This window comes from Clostridium sp. CM74B_53 (genome assembly GCF_036318045.1).
In the GTDB taxonomy this organism is placed as follows: Bacteria; Bacillota; Clostridia; order Lachnospirales; family Lachnospiraceae; genus Pilosibacter.
The window spans coordinates 74,658-93,884 of record NZ_JAWQDE010000008.1; the positions used below are offsets into that span (position 1 = coordinate 74,658).

Below are 19,227 nucleotides of genomic sequence, written 5' to 3' on the forward strand. Positions count from 1 at the left end.
ACGATGGCAGGTGTTTACTCTGTTGCACAGGTAAATTCATACATCAAAAATATGTTTGCACAGGACTTCCTTCTTCGCCGCCTGTCGGTGAAGGGGGAAGTTTCCAACTGTAAGTATCACAGTTCCGGACATATCTATTTCACACTGAAAGACGGCGGCGGAACACTTCAGGCTGTCATGTTCGCAAGCCAGCGACGCGGCCTCAACTTCAAGTTAGCCGAGGGACAGCAGGTTGTCGTAAAAGGAACCGTGGATGTCTACGAGCGCGACGGAAAATACCAGCTCTACGCGTCAGAAATCGAACTTTCCGGGCGCGGGGACCTGTATCTGAGATTTGAAAAACTCTTAAAAGAGCTGGAAGAGATGGGAATGTTCGACCCGCAGTATAAGCGGCCGATCCCACGGTTTGCGAAGACGGTCGGGATCGTGACGGCTCCGACGGGGGCGGCGATCCGTGATATCATGAACATCGCGCACCGGAGAAATCCGTATGTCCAGCTGATCTTATACCCGGCTCTGGTTCAGGGAGACGGGGCGAAGGACAGTATCGTGAAGGGGATCCGGACGCTCGATGCGATGGGACTGGACGTCCTGATCGTCGGGCGCGGCGGCGGTTCGATCGAGGATCTGTGGGCGTTTAACGAGGAGGAGGTCGCGAGAGCGATCTTTGCGTGCAATACGCCTGTGATCTCGGCGGTCGGTCACGAGACGGATGTGACGATCGCGGACTATGCGGCGGATCTTCGGGCGCCGACACCATCGGCGGCGGCTGAGCTTGCGGTGTTTGACTATTTCCAGTTCCAGATGGATCTGAACGCGAGAAAGCAGCGTCTGATGAAGGAGATGGCGACATGTCTGGACCGGACGAAGAGCAGGCTGAGGCAGGATATGCTGACGCTTCGGTTTTATGATCCGAAGAGCCAGTTAAATGAGAAGAAAAAGCGGTTGGCAGATGCGGAGGATACATTGCTCCGGCTGATCGCGCAGAGGCAGCAGGAGGCAAGAAGAGATCTTCAGAATGCTGAGACGCTGCTTCAGAGAGAGATGAAGGACCGACTTGCCGCGGACAAGAGAAATCTTGCGGTGAAGAGTGCCAGACTCTGGGGACTTTCCCCGTTAAAGAAGATCAGCGATGGTTTTGGATTTATCACGGACGGAGACGGAAAGCGTCTGGAGACCGTGGAACAGGCAGTACCTGGAAGCCGGATCACAGTCCGTGTGAAGGACGGACGGATCGGAGCGACCGTGAACAACGTGGAAAACTATGACATCAGGACATCAGGACAGGAAAAACTGTCGCAGTGAGGAAAGACTATGGATGACGAGACAAGAAAAAAGATGAATGTAGAGGAGACGTTTGCGGCGATCGATAAGATCATCGGAAGGCTGGAAAAGGGAGACGGATCCCTGGAAGAAGCTTTTGCGGACTATGAAGAAGGTATGAAGCTCGTAAAGAGCTGCAATGAAAAGATCGAAATGATCGAGAAGAGGATCCTTGTTTTGAGCGGAGATCAGGCGGAGGGAACGAAAGATGACGGACAGTTTTAAGGAAAAGTTCAGACAGGCGGTCGCAGAGACCGAGGCAGTCGTATATTCTTATCTTCCGGAGGAGACCGGGCACCAGAAGACGATCTTTGAGGCGATGAATTATAGCGTGAAGGCGGGCGGAAAGCGTTTGAGACCGCTGCTGATGCGGGAAGTATACCGTTTATTCGGCGGGAACGGACCGGAGATCGGGCCGTTCATGGCGGCGATGGAGATGATCCACACGTCCTCACTGATCCACGATGATCTTCCGTGTATGGACAATGACGAGTACCGCCGCGGAAAGCTGACGACCTGGAAAGCGTACGGATATGATATGGCGGTCCTCGCGGGCGATGCACTGATGATCTACGCGTTTGAGGTGGCTTCAAAGGCATTCACGATGGGAGCGGACCCTGCGAAGGTCGGACGTGCGATCGGGATCCTTGCGGAGAAGACCGGGATCTACGGTATGATCGGTGGACAGACCGTCGATGTGGAGCTGACCGGAAAGGCGGTCCCGAGGGAGAAACTTGACTTTATCTACCGCTTAAAGACAGGAGCTCTTTTAGAGGCCTCCATGATGATCGGCGCAGTCCTTGCCGGTGCATCCGATGAGGAGATCCGGGAAGTCGAGACAATGGCGTCCGAGGTTGGACTTGCATTCCAGATCCAGGATGATATCCTCGATGTGACGAGCACCCAGGAAGAGCTTGGAAAGCCTGTTTTAAGCGATGAGAAGAATCAGAAGACCACATATGTGACGCTGGAAGGTCTTGAGAAGGCAAAACAGGATGTCAAAGAGATTTCCGACCGGGCAGCGGGAAGACTTGCCGGTCTGCCGGGAAAGAATGAATTTCTGTATGACATTATTGAAATGCTCGTAAACAGGAAAAACTAAGGAAGAAAAATATGTAAGGGAGTAGTCTGGAAACATGCTGCTTGATCATATAAAACAGTCTTCGGACATCAAAAAACTGAAAGAAGACCAGTATCCGGAGCTCGCGAGGGAGATCCGCCAGTTCCTGATCGAAAAGATAAGTAAGACCGGAGGTCATCTCGCCTCAAACCTTGGCGTTGTGGAGCTTACGATGGCGCTGCATCTGGCGTTCGATCTGCCGAAGGACAAGATCGTCTGGGATGTGGGACATCAGGCTTACACGCACAAGCTTTTAAGCGGAAGAAAGGCCGGATTCGACGATCTGCGCCAGTTCGGCGGGATGAGCGGGTTCCCGAAGCGAAAAGAGAGCCCGTACGATGCGTTCGACACGGGACACAGTTCCACTTCGATTTCCGCAGGGCTTGGGATCGCCCAGGCACGGGAGATCACGGGCGAAGAATATTCGGTGATCTCTGTGATCGGAGACGGCGCGCTGACCGGCGGAATGGCCTACGAGGCATTAAATAATGCTGCCCAGATCAAAAAGAACTTTATCATCGTGCTGAACGACAACGAGATGTCGATCTCTAAGAACGTCGGCGGTATGTCACGGTATCTGAGCAGTGTCCGCACGAAGGAAGGTTATGCGGAGCTGAAACTCAAGGTGGAACGGGGACTTTCCTCGATCCCGGTGATCGGAAAGCCGATGGCATATGGGCTTTACCAGTTAAAGAACGGGATCAAGCAGTTTCTCGTCCCGGGAATGCTGTTTGAGGATATGGGGATCACCTATCTGGGACCTGTTGACGGACATGATGTGAAAACGATGATCCGCGTGTTTAAGGAAGCAAAGCGGGTCCAGCATGCAGTCCTGGTCCATGTGATCACGAAAAAGGGAAAAGGTTACAAGCCGGCGGAGGAAAATCCGGCGAGATTCCACGGTGTGGAGCCGTTCGATATCAAGACCGGAAAGCCGCTTAAGAAAAAAGAATTCCCGAGTTATACCGATATCTTTTCTGAGAAGATCTGTGAACTTGCGAAGAAGAACGAGAAGCTCGTTGCGCTGACGGCGGCAATGCCGGACGGAACGGGACTCACGAAGTTTTCGAAGGAATTCCCGAAGCGGTTCTTTGACGTGGGGATCGCGGAGGCACATGAGGTGACGTCCGCGGCTGGTATGGCGTCGGCCGGGCTGAAACCGGTTGTCGCTGTGTATTCCTCGTTTTTACAGCGCGGTTATGATCAGGTGCTCCATGACGTCTGTATCCAGAACCTTCCGGTCTTATTCGCGATCGACCGGGCCGGTCTTGTGGGAAGCGACGGGGAGACCCACCAGGGAATCTTTGATATCTCGTTTCTGAGTCTTGTTCCGGGGATGAACATCATGGCGCCGAAGAATCTCTGGGAGCTTCAAGACATGCTGGAGTTCGGCGTGAAGTTCAACGCACCGCTCGCGATCCGCTATCCGAGAGGTCAGGCGTACCGCGGACTGGAGGAGTTCCGGGCGCCGATCGAGTACGGAAAGGCGGAGATGCTCTATGAGGAGTCTGACATTGCTCTTTTTGCTCTCGGAAGCATGGTGAGCACCGGAGAGCATGTCCGGGAAAAACTGAAGGCAAAAGGACATGCATGTACCCTGGTAAATGCGCGGTTTGTGAAGCCACTCGACACCGATATGATCGATCATCTGTGCAAAGATCATAAGCTCATCGTCACGATGGAGGAAAATGTGCTCCGCGGCGGCATGGGCATGTATGTCACAAAGTATATTCATGAATTTTATCCGGAGATCCGGGTGATCCAGATCGCACTTCCGGATGCATATGTGGAACACGGAAATGTGTCCGTCCTTCGGGAAATGCTGGGGATCGACAGCGATTCGGTCCTGAAGCGGATCGAGAAGGAACTGGATTCCTGGAAATAAAGACAGTCTGGGAGGCGAAGATCCCGGGAAGGAGAAAAAGCCCATGAAGGAACGTTTGGATGTTCTTCTGGTAAAGAGAAACCTGGCGGAGTCCAGGGAGAAGGCGAAGGCGGTCATCATGTCCGGCATCGTCTATGTAGATGGACAGAAAGAAGACAAGGCGGGTTCCATGTTCGATGAGACTGCGAACGTGGAGGTGCGCGGAACGACTTTAAAATATGTGAGCCGCGGAGGTCTGAAATTAGAGAAGGCGATGACGCACTTTGGTGTGACACTGGCCGGAAAGATCTGTATGGATGTCGGTGCGTCCACCGGCGGATTTACGGACTGTATGCTCCAGAACGGAGCGGTGAAGGTTTACTCCGTCGATGTTGGACATGGACAGCTCGCATGGAAACTCCGGAACGATGAGCGCGTGGTCTGCATGGAAAAGACGAATATCCGCTATGTGACTCCGGAGGAGATCCCGGACCGGATCCAGTTTGTATCCATTGATGTATCCTTTATCTCCCTGACGAAAGTTCTGGGACCTGTGAAGGCACTCATGGAGCCGGATGGTGAGGTTGTCTGCCTGATCAAGCCGCAGTTTGAGGCCGGACGTGAGAAGGTTGGAAAGAAGGGTGTTGTCCGTGAAAAATCAGTCCATCTCGAGGTCATCGAGATGGTAGCATCATTTGCCGGAAGCATCGGTTTTGAGGCGCTACATCTGGAATTTTCACCGATCAAGGGACCGGAAGGAAACATCGAGTACCTGCTTCATTTAAGAAACTGTACTGATGGCAGCACCTTCACAAACGACGCGATCGGAGCTTCCGGGATCGTCGACAAGGCACACGAGACACTGGATAAATAGGACAGAATATATGAAGAAATTCTACATCGTTGCGAATCCTGACAAAGAAAATACGAAGAACATGCAGACAGCGATCGAGGAGTATCTGACGACCCGCGGCGCAAAAGTCTCCGCCGGAAAAAGTGCTTCCGGACATGGAAATCCCTATACGGATCCTGAGGATGTTCCGGGAGATATGGAATGTGTCATCACACTCGGCGGCGACGGAACCCTGATCCAGGCGGCGCGGGATCTCGCAGGGCGTGATCTTCCGATGATCGGGATCAACCTCGGCGGTCTCGGGTATCTCACTCAGATCGGGCGGGAAGGCGATGTGAAGGAGCTTCTGGATGCGCTTTTGGAGGATTCTTACCAGATCCAGGAGCGCATGATGTTAAAGGGCTGCGTTTACCGGGACGGAAGACCTGTGAAGGATAGTATCGCGTTAAATGATATCGTCCTGACAAGGGACGGGGATCCGCGCGTTCTGAAATTAAAGCTGTACGTGGACGGACAGTTTTTAAACGAATTCAGCGCCGATGGCATGATCGTTGCGACACCTACGGGATCGACAGCCTACAATCTGTCGGCGGGCGGGCCGATCGCACAGCCGGACGGACAGCTCATGATCCTGACGCCGATCTGCCCGCACACGCTGACATCGAGAACGATCGTTTTCGGTGCCGGAAGCCGGATCCGGATCGAGATCCCGGCGACGAACCGCGGCAGCCAGGTGGCGGCGTTTGACGGTGACACGCTGGTTCGCCTGGAAAACGGGGATTATATTGAGATCACAAAGGCAGAGACCGTGACAAGAGTTGTGAAGCTTGATCACCGGTCATTCCTTGATATTTTAAAGATGAAGATGTACGACGCGTGAATTTACAGCGGAATAGCGCTGCAGGACACGCAGGGCGGTGTGCGGATCACTTCAAAAGAAGTGAACTGGACACTGATACAGGACGAGATCAGAAAGGGGCAGCAGACATGAAGGTTGACAGACACAGTAAGATCGTGGAGCTGATCGGAAAATATCAGATCGAGACGCAGGAGGAGCTTGCGGAGTATCTGAAAAAGGCCGGATATCATGTGACACAGGCGACAGTATCGAGAGATATCCGTGAACTGAAGCTCACGAAAGCTCCTGGAAAAAATGGCCGCCAGTGCTATGCAGTCATGCAGCATCAGAAAGATTTTGGCGAGAAATATATCCGTATTTTCAGGGACTGCTATGTGTCCATGGACATGGCACAGAATATTCTTGTGATCAAGACGGTTTCCGGTATGGCGATGGCAGTCGCTGAGGCACTGGATGTGATCGGTTTTCATGAGATCGTCGGCTGTGTGGCCGGAGACAATACGATCATGTGCGCGGTGCGGACCGTGGATGACACGATCATTCTGATGGATAAGCTGAAGAAGATCATTGAAGGAAAGTAACTGTTCAGTAGGTCTGCGCATTTACTGCGCTGACCGTAAGAAAACTTAGAATAGAAGGCAAAAATCCTATCGGCACAGCCGATTTGGAATGGATTTTTGCGCGTAACTGTTTACTGAACAGTTACGGAGGAAAATAGGCTTTGGACCTTTTGGTTTAAGGCAGAATATTGCAGAAATATTGAGCCCTGCGGAGCAGAAACGGGATAATTACCTGGTTTTGCTTTGCAGGGATTTTTTTAGGAAACAGAACAGAAAAAAGAGAACAACTGTTCGAAAAAGCACTGGACAATCGAACGTATGTGTGCTATACTCGTTTTACCAAATCGAACAAATGTTTTATTTTCATAGAGGGAAAGCGAGGGAACAGGATGCTTGTTGGTTTACATGTAAAAAATCTTGCTCTGATCGAGCAGGCAGATGTAGAATTTGGAAATGGCCTGAATATCCTGACCGGTGAGACCGGAGCCGGAAAGTCGATTATCATCGGCTCTGTTGCCCTGGCGCTGGGCGCAAAAGCGTCAAGGGATATGATCAGATGTGGGGAAGAGTATGCGTATATTGAGCTTATTTTTTCGGTTGATGACGAGAAAAAACGGGAAGAATTAAAGAAAATGGATGTGTATCCGGATGAAGATGGTCTTTTGATCATCTCAAAAAAGATCACCCAGACGAGAAGCATCAGCCGGATCAATGACGAGACAGTGACGACGGCGCGCTTAAAAGCCGTGACCGGAAAGCTTCTCGATATCCATGGACAGCATGAACATCAGTCTCTCCTTCATAAGCAGAAACATCTGGAGATCCTTGATGAATATTCCTGGAGAGAGACGGGAAGCTTAAAAAGAAATGTGGCAGAGAGTTACCGGAGATATCTGGAATTAAAGGGAAAGCTTGACGGATTCTCTCTGGATGAGGAAAGCCGGAAGCGGGAACTTGATTTCGTGAGATTCGAGATCGATGAGATTGAGGATTCCGCATTAAAACCGGGCGAAGAGGAAGAACTTGCGGCGAAATTCCGTAAATTTTCCCATAGTCAAAAAATTATGGAAAGCTTACAGGGAGCTTATCAGGCGGTAGATGGGGACGCGATCGGGCGTGCGTACCGTGAGATGGAAAGTGTGGCATCCTACGATGAAAGACTGTCCGGGATCGCTGCGGGGCTTTCTGACGCGGAAAGTATTTTATCGGATATCTGCAGGTCGATCTCAGACTATATGGATGAGATGGAGTTTTCAGGGGAAGATTTTAAAAAGACGGAAGAACGTCTGGATCTTGTCCGTGGAATTATGGCAAAATACGGAAACAGCGAGGAAGCTGTCTTAAAATGTCTGGAAGAGAAGAAAAAACGGCTTGAGGACTTGGAAAACTATGCGGAACTGGCGTTTGCCGCAAAAGCCGAGTTTGAGGAGCAGAAGCGGGTTCTGGGACTTCTCTGCGGACGGCTCTCGAAGGAGAGAGAAAAAGCGGCGAAGATTCTGGAGAACCGGATCACGGAGGAGCTTGAGGACCTGAACTTTCTTCATGTGGAATTTCGGGTAGATGTACACCGGACCGATCACTTTACGGCAGCCGGCTCCGACGAGGTGGAATTTTTGATCTCCACAAATCCGGGAAGTATTCCGCCAAGGCCGCTGGGGGAAGTTGCTTCCGGCGGTGAGCTTTCAAGAATTATGCTGGCGATCAAGACGGTCCTTGCGGACACGGACGATATTCCAACTCTGATCTTCGATGAGATCGATACTGGTATCAGTGGACGGACTGCCCAGAAGGTATCGGAGCGCCTGTCCTATATCGGAAAAAAGCACCAGGTACTCTGTATTACCCACCTTCCGCAGATCGCGGCAATGGCGGATACGCACTTTGAAATAAAAAAATCTGTGGAGAATGGTGTGACTGCGACGAAAATCAGAAAGCTTACAGAGAAGGATGAGGTGGATGAACTCGCAAGACTCTTAGGCGGAGCTGAGATTACGGAAAAAGTACGGGAAAATGCCGAGGAGATGAAACGTCTGGCAGAGGAGACGAAGAATCACAGAGCTGTACTTCAAACAGCGGGATGAATCGGCAGAATGAGAAAAAACTGACAGGGTGAAAATAAGAAAGCATCACATAATAGGAGAGGAGCAAAAAAGCTGCCTCTCCTTTTTTTATAACGGTTTCTGTGACGGCTGGGAATGACTGTCTGATAAAGTGGAAACGATAAAAGGGAAGCGGCAGCTTCGGAAAACTGCAGTGCAGGCGCGACAGCGGCGTTGCAGATAAAGAACGAATAAAGGAGGAGCTGCCATGATGAAAAAAGAATCGTTTCGACGGATCCTGATCCGGATATTCTGGATTTCTCTCGTCTTTACAATCGGATTTTCCTGGGTCTATATCCGGTATGCAGTGCCGGATCGGCTGAATCTGGTGGTCAATGAGGAAGAAGTCTTTCATTTCGCTCTTCCTCCCGGAGTGACCTTTGAGAGTGACAGCGAGGAGGTTGTCCTGAAAAATGCTTCAGAAATCCCGCAAGGAATGATCCGGATCGAACGCCCGGATGCAGTCTCTATGTATGGGAAAAATGAGGGAAGCTACCGGGTCGGAATGAAGTTTCTGGGACTTATCCGGATGAAAGACATTCAGGTGGAGGTGGTGGATGGATCTTATGCGATCCCCTGTGGAATGCCGGTGGGAATCTATTTAAAATCGAAGGGTGTTATGGTGATTGGGACGGGGCAGGTCACAAATGATACGGGAAATGTTGTGGAACCTGCTTACGGGATTTTAAAGTCCGGAGACTATATCCAGACGGTGGATGGAGAAGATCTGGAAGATAAAAATGATCTGGTGGACGCGGTGAGCGCGTCAGACGGAAAGACGCTGGCGCTCGGAATCCGGCGTGATGGTCGCAGGATCGAGGTCGATATGACACCGGTTCTTGCGGAAGACGGAAGCTATAAGCTTGGTGCCTGGGTCAGGGATGATACTCAGGGAATCGGAACCATGACTTATGTGGATATGAACGGAAATTTTGGTGCTCTTGGGCATGGAATCAGTGACAGTGATACCGGGGAACTGGTAGATATTGAAGGTGGGGAACTCTACGAGACCCAGATCCTCGGGATTGAAAAAGGCCAGACCGGAAAGCCGGGAGTCATGTCGGGAGTGATCTATTACGGAAAAGGAACAAAACTGGGGGAAGTGAAGGAGAATACGACAGAAGGAATCTACGGAACCGTAAACCAACATTTTCTGGATTCAATAAAAACCGATGCGATTCCCGTCGGTTTCCGACAGGATACTCACAAGGGAACTGCGTACATCCGAAGCAATGTGTCCGGGGAAGTAAAAGATTATGAGATCGAAATTCAGAAGGTGGATTACGGCAGCATTCAGAAAAATAAAGGCCTGGTTCTCCGTGTTGTAGATGAGGAACTTTTAAATTTGACAAGCGGCATTGTTCAAGGTATGAGTGGTTCACCAATTATCCAGGACGGAAAACTTATCGGGGCTGTGACCCATGTGTTTATCAACGATCCGACGAGGGGGTATGGGATCTTTGCGGAGAATATGATCTCGCATTGAGCGGGAACAATTTATGGGTATGCTGCCCCGAAAAGGGAGAACAGTCATGTGGCTATGGAAAACTGTGAGAACCGGTCCTTCAGCTGTCCGACTGGCTGGAGCGGATCAGGTCGCTGGAACGGCCGGCCCGGAGAATATAGCTGTCCATGTCGTGACCGAGAAGTGAGCGGAGATCATTGGAAAGGGCGATCACTTTTGTGATGTCGATACCGGTTTCGATTCCGGATTCCTCGCACATATGAAGGACATCTTCCGTGGAGATGTTTCCGGCAGCACCGGGAACGAAAGGACAGCCGCCAAGACCGCCGAAGGAACTGTCAAACTGGGTCATTCCGGCTTCCAGAGCAGAGAGGATATTTGCCATCGCCATACCGCGGGTATTGTGAAAGTGAAGCCACCAGGAACACTCTGGATAAGTAGAGCGCACATGGGAGCAGAGGTCGTAAACCTGATTCGGAACAGCCATTCCGGACGCGTCGGAGAGGGAAATTTCACTGATTCCTACTTTCAAGTATGCCTCGATGATCGCATCTACATCTTCAACGGGAGTTCTTCCTTCCCACGGGGAGGCAAACGGCATGGAGATGGAACCGGAGATTGCGATCCCGTTTTCCTTTGCTGCTTCCACACAGGAAGCGAACCCTGCAACGCTCTGTTCCGGCGTCATGTTCAGGTTCTTTAAGTTGTGCATACGGCTGGCAGACACATTTAATTTTACCTTTTTACATCCGCAGTCAATGGCACGGGTGATTCCGCGAAGATTCGGGATCAGGGCGCGGAGTTCCACGCCTGGAATTTCGCCGATCGCTTTGTAGATTTCATCTGTGTTTGCCATCTGCGGAACAGCTTTCGGGTGCATGAAGGAGCCGACTTCGATAACTTTAAATCCGGCATCGATGAGACCGAGGAGAAGAGCAACTTTCTGGTGGACGGTAAGCAGTGTCGCTTCGTTCTGAAGTCCGTCTCGGAGACCGACCTCGCATAAGGTGATGGAAGATGGTAATTTCATAATGGATCTCCTTTGTTTTTGATAAAATAATGATTCCGCATCCTGCTGTAAATATAAGACGCGGGATGCGGATAAAAAGAGGGCAAAATGTCACAAAAAGTTATTTTCTACGGAAAAATATCATGCCAATTATGAGCGGTACGATCATCATGGCAGCGCCGATGCCGATAGGAACAATCATGCCCATAGTTACTGCAAGCATTGGAATGATTGCAGGCATGGAACCGTAGACAGGCGCCCAGATTGAGTTTCCGACAGCTAATGTATCGGCAGCGTCAGTCTTTCCTTCTGGATCAACGCAACGAATTAGTGCAAGACCGGTAGGAACTGAACCAGTAGCTGCACCGAAAGAACCGCAGCATTTCTCAAACCAATTGGAACGATGCCACATCTTGCAGAGACTTAAAGTCCATACAGCGGTAAGAGCAACGATGACAGCACTGATGACAAGGATTGGAATAAATAATGCGGATACCATTTTTAAATCGATGGTTGCCATAGCGGATACAATGGTAATTTCAAGACCAAGACCGGAAATGGAGTTGATCGTTTTTCTGTCTACAAAGCCTCTTAATCTTGTGCGTTTAATGATATTCCATACGACCATTCCACCGAGGATGCCGTTCATTAGAGACGGAAGTGGCTTTAAAACAGGGAGGACGCTTTTAACAAGTCCCATACCTTTATTTCCCAGAAGCATACATGCAAGAACGATTGCAAGCTGGAAGGAAAGATTATCGATGCCAGAACTCGGAACCTTTGCAACACCAATCGGAGTCTGTTTGTCGGCGGGGAGTAATCCACCGAAGAAGGTCGGATTTGCTTTATAGTCATTTGTTGCCTGAGTCGCATATCCTTTGCGTACGCCCCAGTTGATCATGATCATACCGAAGATAAAGCATGCGAGAACGCCTAATGTAGACATGATCATACCGATGGAAGTATTTCCAATAATACTATATTCCTCCCATGCAGCACCTGCGCTGGCAGCTGTACCGTGACCTCCCCAGAAGGAAAATACTGCTTCTGTGCCCCATCCGAATGGAAGATCCGGCCAAATATTTTTCAGGATAGAGCCAAGACCACCGCCTATACATAACTGCATTCCGTAAACGGAAACCATGATGCAAAGATGTGTAATATAAGTGCTTGCCTTCGACTTATCCATATCGACGCCGATAACAGAGCAGGTGAGTACCAGTGTGATCATAACACCTGCCATGGAGCTAAATGATTCTGGAATCTCAATGAGACCAAGAACCTGAGGACCAAGGATCAAGGCAAGAAGTCCCCCGATGATCGAAGCTGGAATGTAATAATGTTGCAAAGGTTTAATAAATTCACGAATCACAAAACCAGCAAGCAGAAAAGAAAAAAGAACGATCAAATCATTAAAAATACTGCTAAAAGTCATAGATGAATAACTCCCTTCTTTAGTTTGAAATTACGATTACAAGACTCGCAAATAAAAAAATATAGATATTTTGTCTGCCCATATAAAAAAAACCAAAAGTAATTTAGCTAAATTATCTAAAATGAATATTAAAATGTTTTTGAATAAAAATCCAATATTTATCTTCTATAAACTCGATAGAAAATTATTATGATATTATGAGATGGAAAGCGAGCATGATAGTTATAGCAAATTTGCCTCAGTGAGAGAGGGGATTCCAATTGACAGAAGTAATCCGCGAGGATGCTCAGTGATTCTGTAATCCCCGGAAATCATGAATATTATTGATAGAAAACTTCTATAAACGCAATCGAAATCAGGTATTGGACGAAAATGTAAATCGGGTCTATACTGTAGCCAGGTTCAGATAAAGGACATCTGACAGAGAAAAAACGGAGAGAGGTCGGAAGCGTTCCCGCTCCGTAAAAAAATGGAAAATCATCAGATGCAGCAGACATGAGAATATATGGCTGCAAAATAAAAGGAAAGAAGGTATATGTTTTATGGTAAGACAGACGACAAAGCTCAGAGAGCTCCTCGCCACAAACGACTATCTTGTTGCCCCGTGTGCATATGATGCGCTGAGCGCACGTGCCATTCAGGCAGCAGGCTTTAAGATTGCAGGAACGACCGGTTATGGAATGCACGGTGCAGTCCTTGGTCAGCCGGACACAGGACTTCTTGCATTAAATGAGACTGTCAGTATTTTAAGCAAGATGGCAGATGCTGTGGATATCCCGATCCTTGCAGATGCGGAAGGTGGATATGGCAGTGCGATGAACGTGATCCGAACGATCAAAGAGTACGAAAAGACAGGAGTTGGTGGATTATTCATCGAAGATCAGAAGCAGCCGCCGAACTGCCCATTCATCAAGGCACCGGAGTTAGTCAGCACAGATGAGATGGTTGGCAAGATCCGCGCAGCCGTTGATACAAGAAAAGATAAAGATCTTGTGATCATCGCAAGAACAGACGCTCCGTTTGAGGAGGCGATTGAGCGCGCAAATGCATATATGGAAGCCGGCGCTGATATGGTCAAGATCCTTCCGAAGACAAGAGAAGAATTAGAGGCACTTCCGTCCCGTGTAAATGGTCCAATCCATCTTGGACTTTATGCAAACAAGGGAATCAATGACGGAATGACCGCTGCTGACTGCGGAAAATTAGGCTATAAGATCATCACATTCCCGATGAGCTGCCTGTTTGCAAATGTTGCAGCAACGATGACCATTCTGCAGTATATTCAGGAGAATGGAACAGATGAGGGATATACCGGTAAAGTTATGCAGTTCAATGAATATCTGAAATTTATCGGTGTTGACGAATACAAGACATTAATTTCAAAATATCTTTAATCATTTGTATATAGTTACCCCACCTTGTGAAACAGAACACGGCTTTCCTGGAAAATCAGGAGAGCCGTGTTCTGTTGTTTTTATCTCAGTCGAGAAGCCCACACTTTTTTTGATGGTTAGTAATAGCGAATTTGTCTCAGTGGTGGTTAGGTCTCCGACTGAGATAAACGTTCCGCAGGGATGCGCAGTGATTCTGATAGGAATCTGTCAGCTTCGCTGGCCAGAATCACGCGCGAAGATGAAGATTGTCGCAATCGGTTCTATATGGTAGAGACCGTAAATTTTTCTACGATGAGATTTCTCACCTTCTGCGCCGCCGGAAGCAGATTGCCGTCTTTCTTCCAGGTAAGATATACAGTGCGGACAAATTCTTTGCCGCTTTCTGCAATCGGGATCGCGGCAACACGCTCGGTCTTCATGGCGGGAATGCTGGGAAGCAGCGAGACACCGAAATTCAGGGCGACATACTGGAGTGCGGCATTGCATTCATGCACTTCGAAAACGATATTCGGGATCGCTCCCCGCTCTTTAAAAGCCTGATCGAATTGTGTGCGAAGGCTTGTCCCCTTGTCGAGAACGATCAGAGGTTCATTCATAAAATCTGTGAAAGTGACGGACGGCTGCTTCGCTAACGGATGTTCCAGAGGAACAGCGAGATATAGCGGCTGCTTCATTACCGTGATGGATTCCGCCCAGTCATTTCTGGTAGTGGTAAAGGCAAAATCCAGTTTTTCGCTTTTCAACATGGTTGAGATGTCAAAAGAGGTATCTTCGATAAACTGGAATCGGATGTTTTTGTTTTCCGGGTCATTATAGATCTCTTCGATGATCTTTGGAATCAGCGTCGAAGAGATCGAGTGGAAGTATCCGAGACGCACCATAAGCGGCGCAGTACCGCTCATACGCTTCAACTCATTTGTTCCCTCATCCATCACAAGTAATGCTTTCTGTACATATGGAAGAAACCGCTCGCCGTATTCGGTGAGATGGATCTTCCTGCTTTCTTTCTCAAAAAGTTTCACGCCGAGTTCTTTTTCCAGTTCGCCGATGGAGTAGCTTAAACTTGGCTGGGCGATATGAAGTTCCTCCGCTGCGCGGGTATAGTGGAGCACGCGGGCGAGAGTCTCGAAATATTGAAGCTGGAGAAGTGTCATGGATTCATACCTCCTGAAATTATATAAACAAGATAACGTGTAACTGCGAATGTATAGGGCAGTTACGACGAGAGTTAGCTGTAATAGCAACGGCAGCTTTCACAAAATAGCGGATTGAAAGCCAGCGGTCTGAACCTCATGGGATCTAAAACTGCCTGCTTTATTCTAACATGATTCTTCAATAGAAACAATGAGATTCATCATAGAACTTGTCTATTATCACAAGAGAATACCGGTATTGGACTTCCTTTCTGTGCACATTTATACTGATGCCATCAGATATCAAGAGAAATGCTGATGGAAAGCAGGCGTGACTGCCGGATGACAGACAGTTACAGTAAAAAAGAAAAGGAGAATCGAGTTATGGCAAAGGAAGTTACCCCGGAACAGATCGAGATGATCGAGGAGATGGTTGCCCGCGCCCATGTGGCAGCGGACGTGATCGCGACATATGATCAGGAGAGAGTTGATAAACTCTGCCAGGCGGTTGCGGCAGCCCTTTATGACATGAAGACATGGGCACAGATGGCGGACGAGGCAGTCGATGAGACAGGTCTTGGAGATAAGGTCACAAAGAGAAACAAGAGAAATAAGATCAAACTGATATTAAGAGACTGCCTGCGTTCCAAGAGCGTCGGTGCCATCGAGGAGATCCCGGAAAAAGGTATCGTGAAATACGCGAAGCCGGTGGGCGTGATCGCGTCCCTCGTTCCGACCACAAACCCGTGTCTGACTCCGGCAGGACAGATCATTTACGCGATCAAGGCGAGAGACGTTATCATCTGCTCCCCGCATCCGCGCGCAAAGGTTGTTACAAACAAGTGCATCGATATCATCCGCGAGACACTTGTTCGTGAAGGCGCACCGGCAGACATTATCCAGGGGATCAAGGAACCGTCCATCAGCCTGACTCAGGAACTGATGAAACGTGCGGACCTCATTATCGCAACCGGTGGACGTCCGATGGTAAAATCCGCATACTCCGCAGGTGTTCCGGCATATGGTTCCGGTGCAGGAAATGCAACTGTCATCATCGATGATACCTGCAATACACCGGAAAGACAGAAGGAAGCTGCCGAAAACACAAGAATCTCTAAGACTTCCGACTTTGGTTCCGGTTGCTCCTGCGACGGCAACCTCCTGATCCACGAGACCGTATATGACGGTTTCGTAAAGGCACTGGAGGCAGAGGGCGCATACCTTGCAAACGAGGAAGAGGCAGAGATGTTAAAGAAGGTCATGTGGGATGAGACAGGCCACAGACTTCCGAATACCGTTGCCATCAGCCCACAGAAGCTGGCTCTTACAGCAGGATTTGAGATCCCGGATGACAGAAAGTTCATCGCGGTAACAGGAGGCGGAATCAATGAGATCGGTAAGGAATTCTTCTTCTCCAGTGAAAAACTTACCACACTGCTTTCCCTCTTCAAGTATGAGGGCGAGTTTGAGAATGCGCTGACCATGATGCAGAAGGTATTCAATGTTGGCGGAAAGGGACATTCCTGCGGCATCTATTCCTTCAGTGATGACCACATCAACCGCCTCGGCATGGCGGCACCGGTTTCCCGTATCATGGTCCGCCAGCCGAACAACCGCGGAAACTCCGGTTCCGCATGGAACGGAATGCCTCCGACTTCCTCCATGGGCTGCGGAACCTGGGGCGGAAACATCGTATCCGAGAATATCTCCTTAAAGCACTACATGAATACCACCTGGGTATCCCGTCCGCTGGCGTATGATATGCCATCTAATGAGGAACTGTTCGGGGAGTATAATAAGGCGGATATCGACGAAGAATTCTAAGAGGATGAGTGCAGCGAAGTGTAGTGCGCTGCGCGATCCGGAAAACGATGCTTGATCAGCCACAATCAGCCATAGTTGACAGGGCAGGGCACGAAGCCATATAATTGCTTCATGTCCTGCTCGTTTTCATATCATCAGCAGTGGGATAGCAAAAAAGATTTACATAATATTAAAGATAAAGAGCCCAACTATGAAAATGAAAAGTAATCAACAGAAGAATGCGGACAGATGAAATCACACACGGAGGAATTACATGATCAACTTTCAGGGAAATGAAGAATATATCGCATCGGATGAACTGATCCGCAGCGTCAATATTGCGGCGGCCTTAAAGAAGCCGCTTTTAGTAAAAGGAGAACCGGGAACCGGAAAGACCATGCTGGCGGAGGCAATTGCAAAGAGTCTTGATATGGAACTGCTTATCTGGAATATTAAGTCCACGACAAGAGCTCAGGATGGCCTCTACGTCTACGACACCGTCCAGCGGCTCTACGACAGCCAGTTCGGGACTGCAGGTGTGGACGATATCGGAAAATACATCCGCATGGGAAAACTCGGTGAGGCGTTTCAGAGAGAAAAACAGGTGGTGCTTTTGATCGACGAGATCGATAAGGCGGATCTGGAGTTCCCGAATGACTTACTCTGGGAGCTTGATCAGATGGAATTCTATATCCCGGAGACCGGAGAGACTGTAAAGGCGAAGGAGCGCCCCATTGTTATTATCACATCAAATGCGGAGAAGGAGCTCCCGGACGCGTTCTTAAGACGCTGCATCTTCCACTATATCGCCTTCCCGGAGAAAGAGGAGATGGCGGAGATCGTGAAGGCACATTTCCCGGAGCTTGAGGAATCGCTGCTTCAGGGTGCGCTGGATGCGTTCTACCGGATCCGTAATCTTCCCGGACTCTCTAAAAAACCCGCGACATCGGAGCTTCTTGACTGGATCATGGCTCTGCGTCTTGGCGGGATCCCGGAGGAGACTTTGACGGAGAAGATTCCGTTTGCGGGAATCCTGTTAAAGAAGACGGAGGATCTCGGAACACTGGAGAAACGATATGTTTACTGATTTTCTGTACCTTCTCCGTGCTTACGGGATGAAGACGGGACTGAATGAGTGGAACAGCCTGATGGAGGCGCTGCAGATGAATTTAAATCACAGCAGTCTGACAGAGTTCTACTACATGGCGCGGACGGTTCTGGTGAAAAAGGAGACGGACTACGATAAATTTGATCAGGCATTTTCGGAATATTTTAAGAATCTTCCGGATTACGGCGGTGTCTCTGATGAACTGTTATCCTGGCTGGACACGGTGATGCCGAAGACGAACCCGGACAGAGAGCGGGCGGATTCCATGTGGGAAAATATGAGCCTTGAGGAGATCGAGGCGCTTATGCGACAGAGGATGCGGGAGCAGACGGAGGCCCACAACGGCGGAAGCAGGTGGATCGGAACAGGCGGGATCACTGCCTTCGGCCACTCCGGCTACGCGCCGAAGGGAATCCGGATCTCCGGCGAAGGACATAACAGGAAAGCATTAAAGATCGCGGCGGCGAGAGAGTACCGGGATTTCCGGGATGACAAGGTTTTGGAGATCCGCCAGTTTCAGATGGCGTTCAGAAAATTGCGGATACTGTCCGGAAAGGATGAGGGACCGAAGACGGAGCTCAATGTGGAAAAAACCATCGAAAAGACCTGCAAAAACGGCGGAAATCTGGAGATCGTCATGGAAAGACCAAGAAAGAACCAGACAAAGCTCCTCCTTCTCATTGACAGCGGTGGTTCCATGTGGCCTTACGCGGACCTTTGCAATAAGCTTTTTCAGGCGGTGAATCAGGCATCAAAGCTCAAGGACTTAAAGGTCTATTATTTCCACAACTGCATCTACGGAGAACTGTTTACAAAACCGGGCTGTATGTGGAGAGACAGGATCTCCACGGACTGGGTCATGTCCAACACGAAGAGAGAGTACAAGGTGATCCTTGTGGGAGATGCCACCATGGGACCGGCGGAGCTCTTATATCGCGGCGGAACCGTGGATTACATGCATCCAAACGATAAGCCGGGAATCCGGTGGCTGGAAGAAATCCGGAAACGGTATCCGGCCAGTGTATGGATGAATCCGCTTCATGAAAAGCTGTGGAACGGGGATTACTATACGTCCAGGACCGTAGAGATGGTAAAACAGGTGTTCCCGATGTATCCGTTGACGGTGAAAGGGCTGGAGGCGGCTGTGAGGGAATTATTAAAAGAAAGTCTGTAACCTGCGGAATGACTGTATCGCTTCTGTG

16 protein-coding genes are annotated in these 19,227 nt (G+C 49.5%); 13 read left to right on the forward strand and 3 right to left on the reverse strand.

What is annotated here, in order from left to right:
* Positions 1-3: 3 nt before the first annotated feature.
* The 9 genes from xseA (at position 4) to spoIVB (ending at position 10,164) form a co-directional block, all read left to right on the forward strand.
* Complete coding sequence (gene xseA, locus V2546_RS08745; RefSeq protein ID WP_329752082.1) at positions 4-1,305, forward strand: exodeoxyribonuclease VII large subunit; 1,302 nt, start codon at positions 4-6, stop codon at positions 1,303-1,305.
* Between the two features lie 9 nt (positions 1,306-1,314).
* Positions 1,315-1,548, forward strand: coding sequence for an exodeoxyribonuclease VII small subunit (gene xseB, locus V2546_RS08750; RefSeq protein WP_118298728.1), 234 nt, complete (start codon positions 1,315-1,317; stop codon positions 1,546-1,548).
* Positions 1,532-2,425 (forward strand): polyprenyl synthetase family protein, encoded by an 894-nt coding sequence (locus V2546_RS08755; RefSeq protein ID WP_118298727.1) that lies wholly within the window; start codon positions 1,532-1,534, stop codon positions 2,423-2,425. Before xseB ends, V2546_RS08755 begins: the two co-directional genes overlap by 17 nt.
* Positions 2,426-2,459: 34 nt before the next feature.
* Entirely contained in the window at positions 2,460-4,328 is a 1,869-nt protein-coding gene (dxs, locus tag V2546_RS08760; protein WP_329752083.1) for a 1-deoxy-D-xylulose-5-phosphate synthase, read from the forward strand.
* A 43-nt stretch (positions 4,329-4,371) separates the two neighbouring features.
* A complete protein-coding gene (locus V2546_RS08765) occupies positions 4,372-5,181 on the forward strand; it encodes a TlyA family RNA methyltransferase (RefSeq protein WP_118530514.1) in 810 nt (269 codons plus the stop codon).
* 10 nt (positions 5,182-5,191) lie between these two features.
* On the forward strand, positions 5,192-6,040 hold the full coding sequence (locus V2546_RS08770; protein WP_329752084.1) for an NAD(+)/NADH kinase: 849 nt from the start codon (positions 5,192-5,194) through the stop codon (positions 6,038-6,040).
* A 107-nt stretch (positions 6,041-6,147) separates the two neighbouring features.
* Positions 6,148-6,600: an arginine repressor gene (argR, locus tag V2546_RS08775; RefSeq protein ID WP_021905435.1), complete on the forward strand. Its 453-nt coding sequence runs from the start codon at positions 6,148-6,150 to the stop codon at positions 6,598-6,600.
* A 368-nt stretch (positions 6,601-6,968) separates the two neighbouring features.
* On the forward strand, positions 6,969-8,660 hold the full coding sequence (recN, locus tag V2546_RS08780) for a DNA repair protein RecN (RefSeq protein WP_329752085.1): 1,692 nt from the start codon (positions 6,969-6,971) through the stop codon (positions 8,658-8,660).
* 226 nt (positions 8,661-8,886) lie between these two features.
* Positions 8,887-10,164: a SpoIVB peptidase gene (gene spoIVB, locus V2546_RS08785; protein ID WP_329752086.1), complete on the forward strand. Its 1,278-nt coding sequence runs from the start codon at positions 8,887-8,889 to the stop codon at positions 10,162-10,164.
* A gap of 79 nt (positions 10,165-10,243) precedes the next feature.
* On the opposite strand, the gene V2546_RS08790 is transcribed toward spoIVB, so the two are convergent.
* Both V2546_RS08790 and V2546_RS08795 read right to left on the reverse strand, forming a co-directional pair.
* On the reverse strand, positions 10,244-11,173 hold the full coding sequence (locus V2546_RS08790; RefSeq protein ID WP_329752087.1) for a hydroxymethylglutaryl-CoA lyase: 930 nt from the start codon (positions 11,171-11,173) through the stop codon (positions 10,244-10,246).
* A 100-nt stretch (positions 11,174-11,273) separates the two neighbouring features.
* A complete protein-coding gene (locus V2546_RS08795) occupies positions 11,274-12,587 on the reverse strand; it encodes a sodium/glutamate symporter (protein WP_329752088.1) in 1,314 nt (437 codons plus the stop codon).
* A 542-nt stretch (positions 12,588-13,129) separates the two neighbouring features.
* Between V2546_RS08795 and V2546_RS08800 the strand changes: the two genes are divergently transcribed.
* The gene (locus V2546_RS08800) at positions 13,130-13,981 is read left to right on the forward strand and encodes an isocitrate lyase/PEP mutase family protein (protein WP_329752089.1); all 852 of its coding nucleotides are present in this window, start codon (positions 13,130-13,132) and stop codon (positions 13,979-13,981) included.
* Between the two features lie 260 nt (positions 13,982-14,241).
* Here V2546_RS08800 and V2546_RS08805 read toward each other — a convergent pair whose 3' ends face one another.
* Positions 14,242-15,135, reverse strand: a complete 894-nt coding sequence (locus tag V2546_RS08805; RefSeq protein ID WP_329752090.1) for a LysR family transcriptional regulator — start codon at positions 15,133-15,135, stop codon at positions 14,242-14,244.
* Between the two features lie 363 nt (positions 15,136-15,498).
* Here V2546_RS08805 and V2546_RS08810 point away from each other — a divergent pair, with 363 nt between their 5' ends.
* The 3 genes from V2546_RS08810 (at position 15,499) to V2546_RS08820 (ending at position 19,199) form a co-directional block, all read left to right on the forward strand.
* Entirely contained in the window at positions 15,499-16,938 is a 1,440-nt protein-coding gene (locus tag V2546_RS08810) for an aldehyde dehydrogenase family protein (RefSeq protein WP_329752091.1), read from the forward strand.
* A 253-nt stretch (positions 16,939-17,191) separates the two neighbouring features.
* Positions 17,192-18,004 carry a MoxR family ATPase gene (locus tag V2546_RS08815; RefSeq protein ID WP_329752092.1) on the forward strand — a complete coding sequence of 271 codons (813 nt, stop codon included), beginning with the start codon at positions 17,192-17,194 and terminating at the stop codon, positions 18,002-18,004.
* On the forward strand, positions 17,994-19,199 hold the full coding sequence (locus V2546_RS08820; protein ID WP_329752093.1) for a VWA containing CoxE family protein: 1,206 nt from the start codon (positions 17,994-17,996) through the stop codon (positions 19,197-19,199). The genes V2546_RS08815 and V2546_RS08820 overlap by 11 nt, the downstream gene beginning before the upstream one ends.
* Positions 19,200-19,227 lie beyond the last annotated feature (28 nt).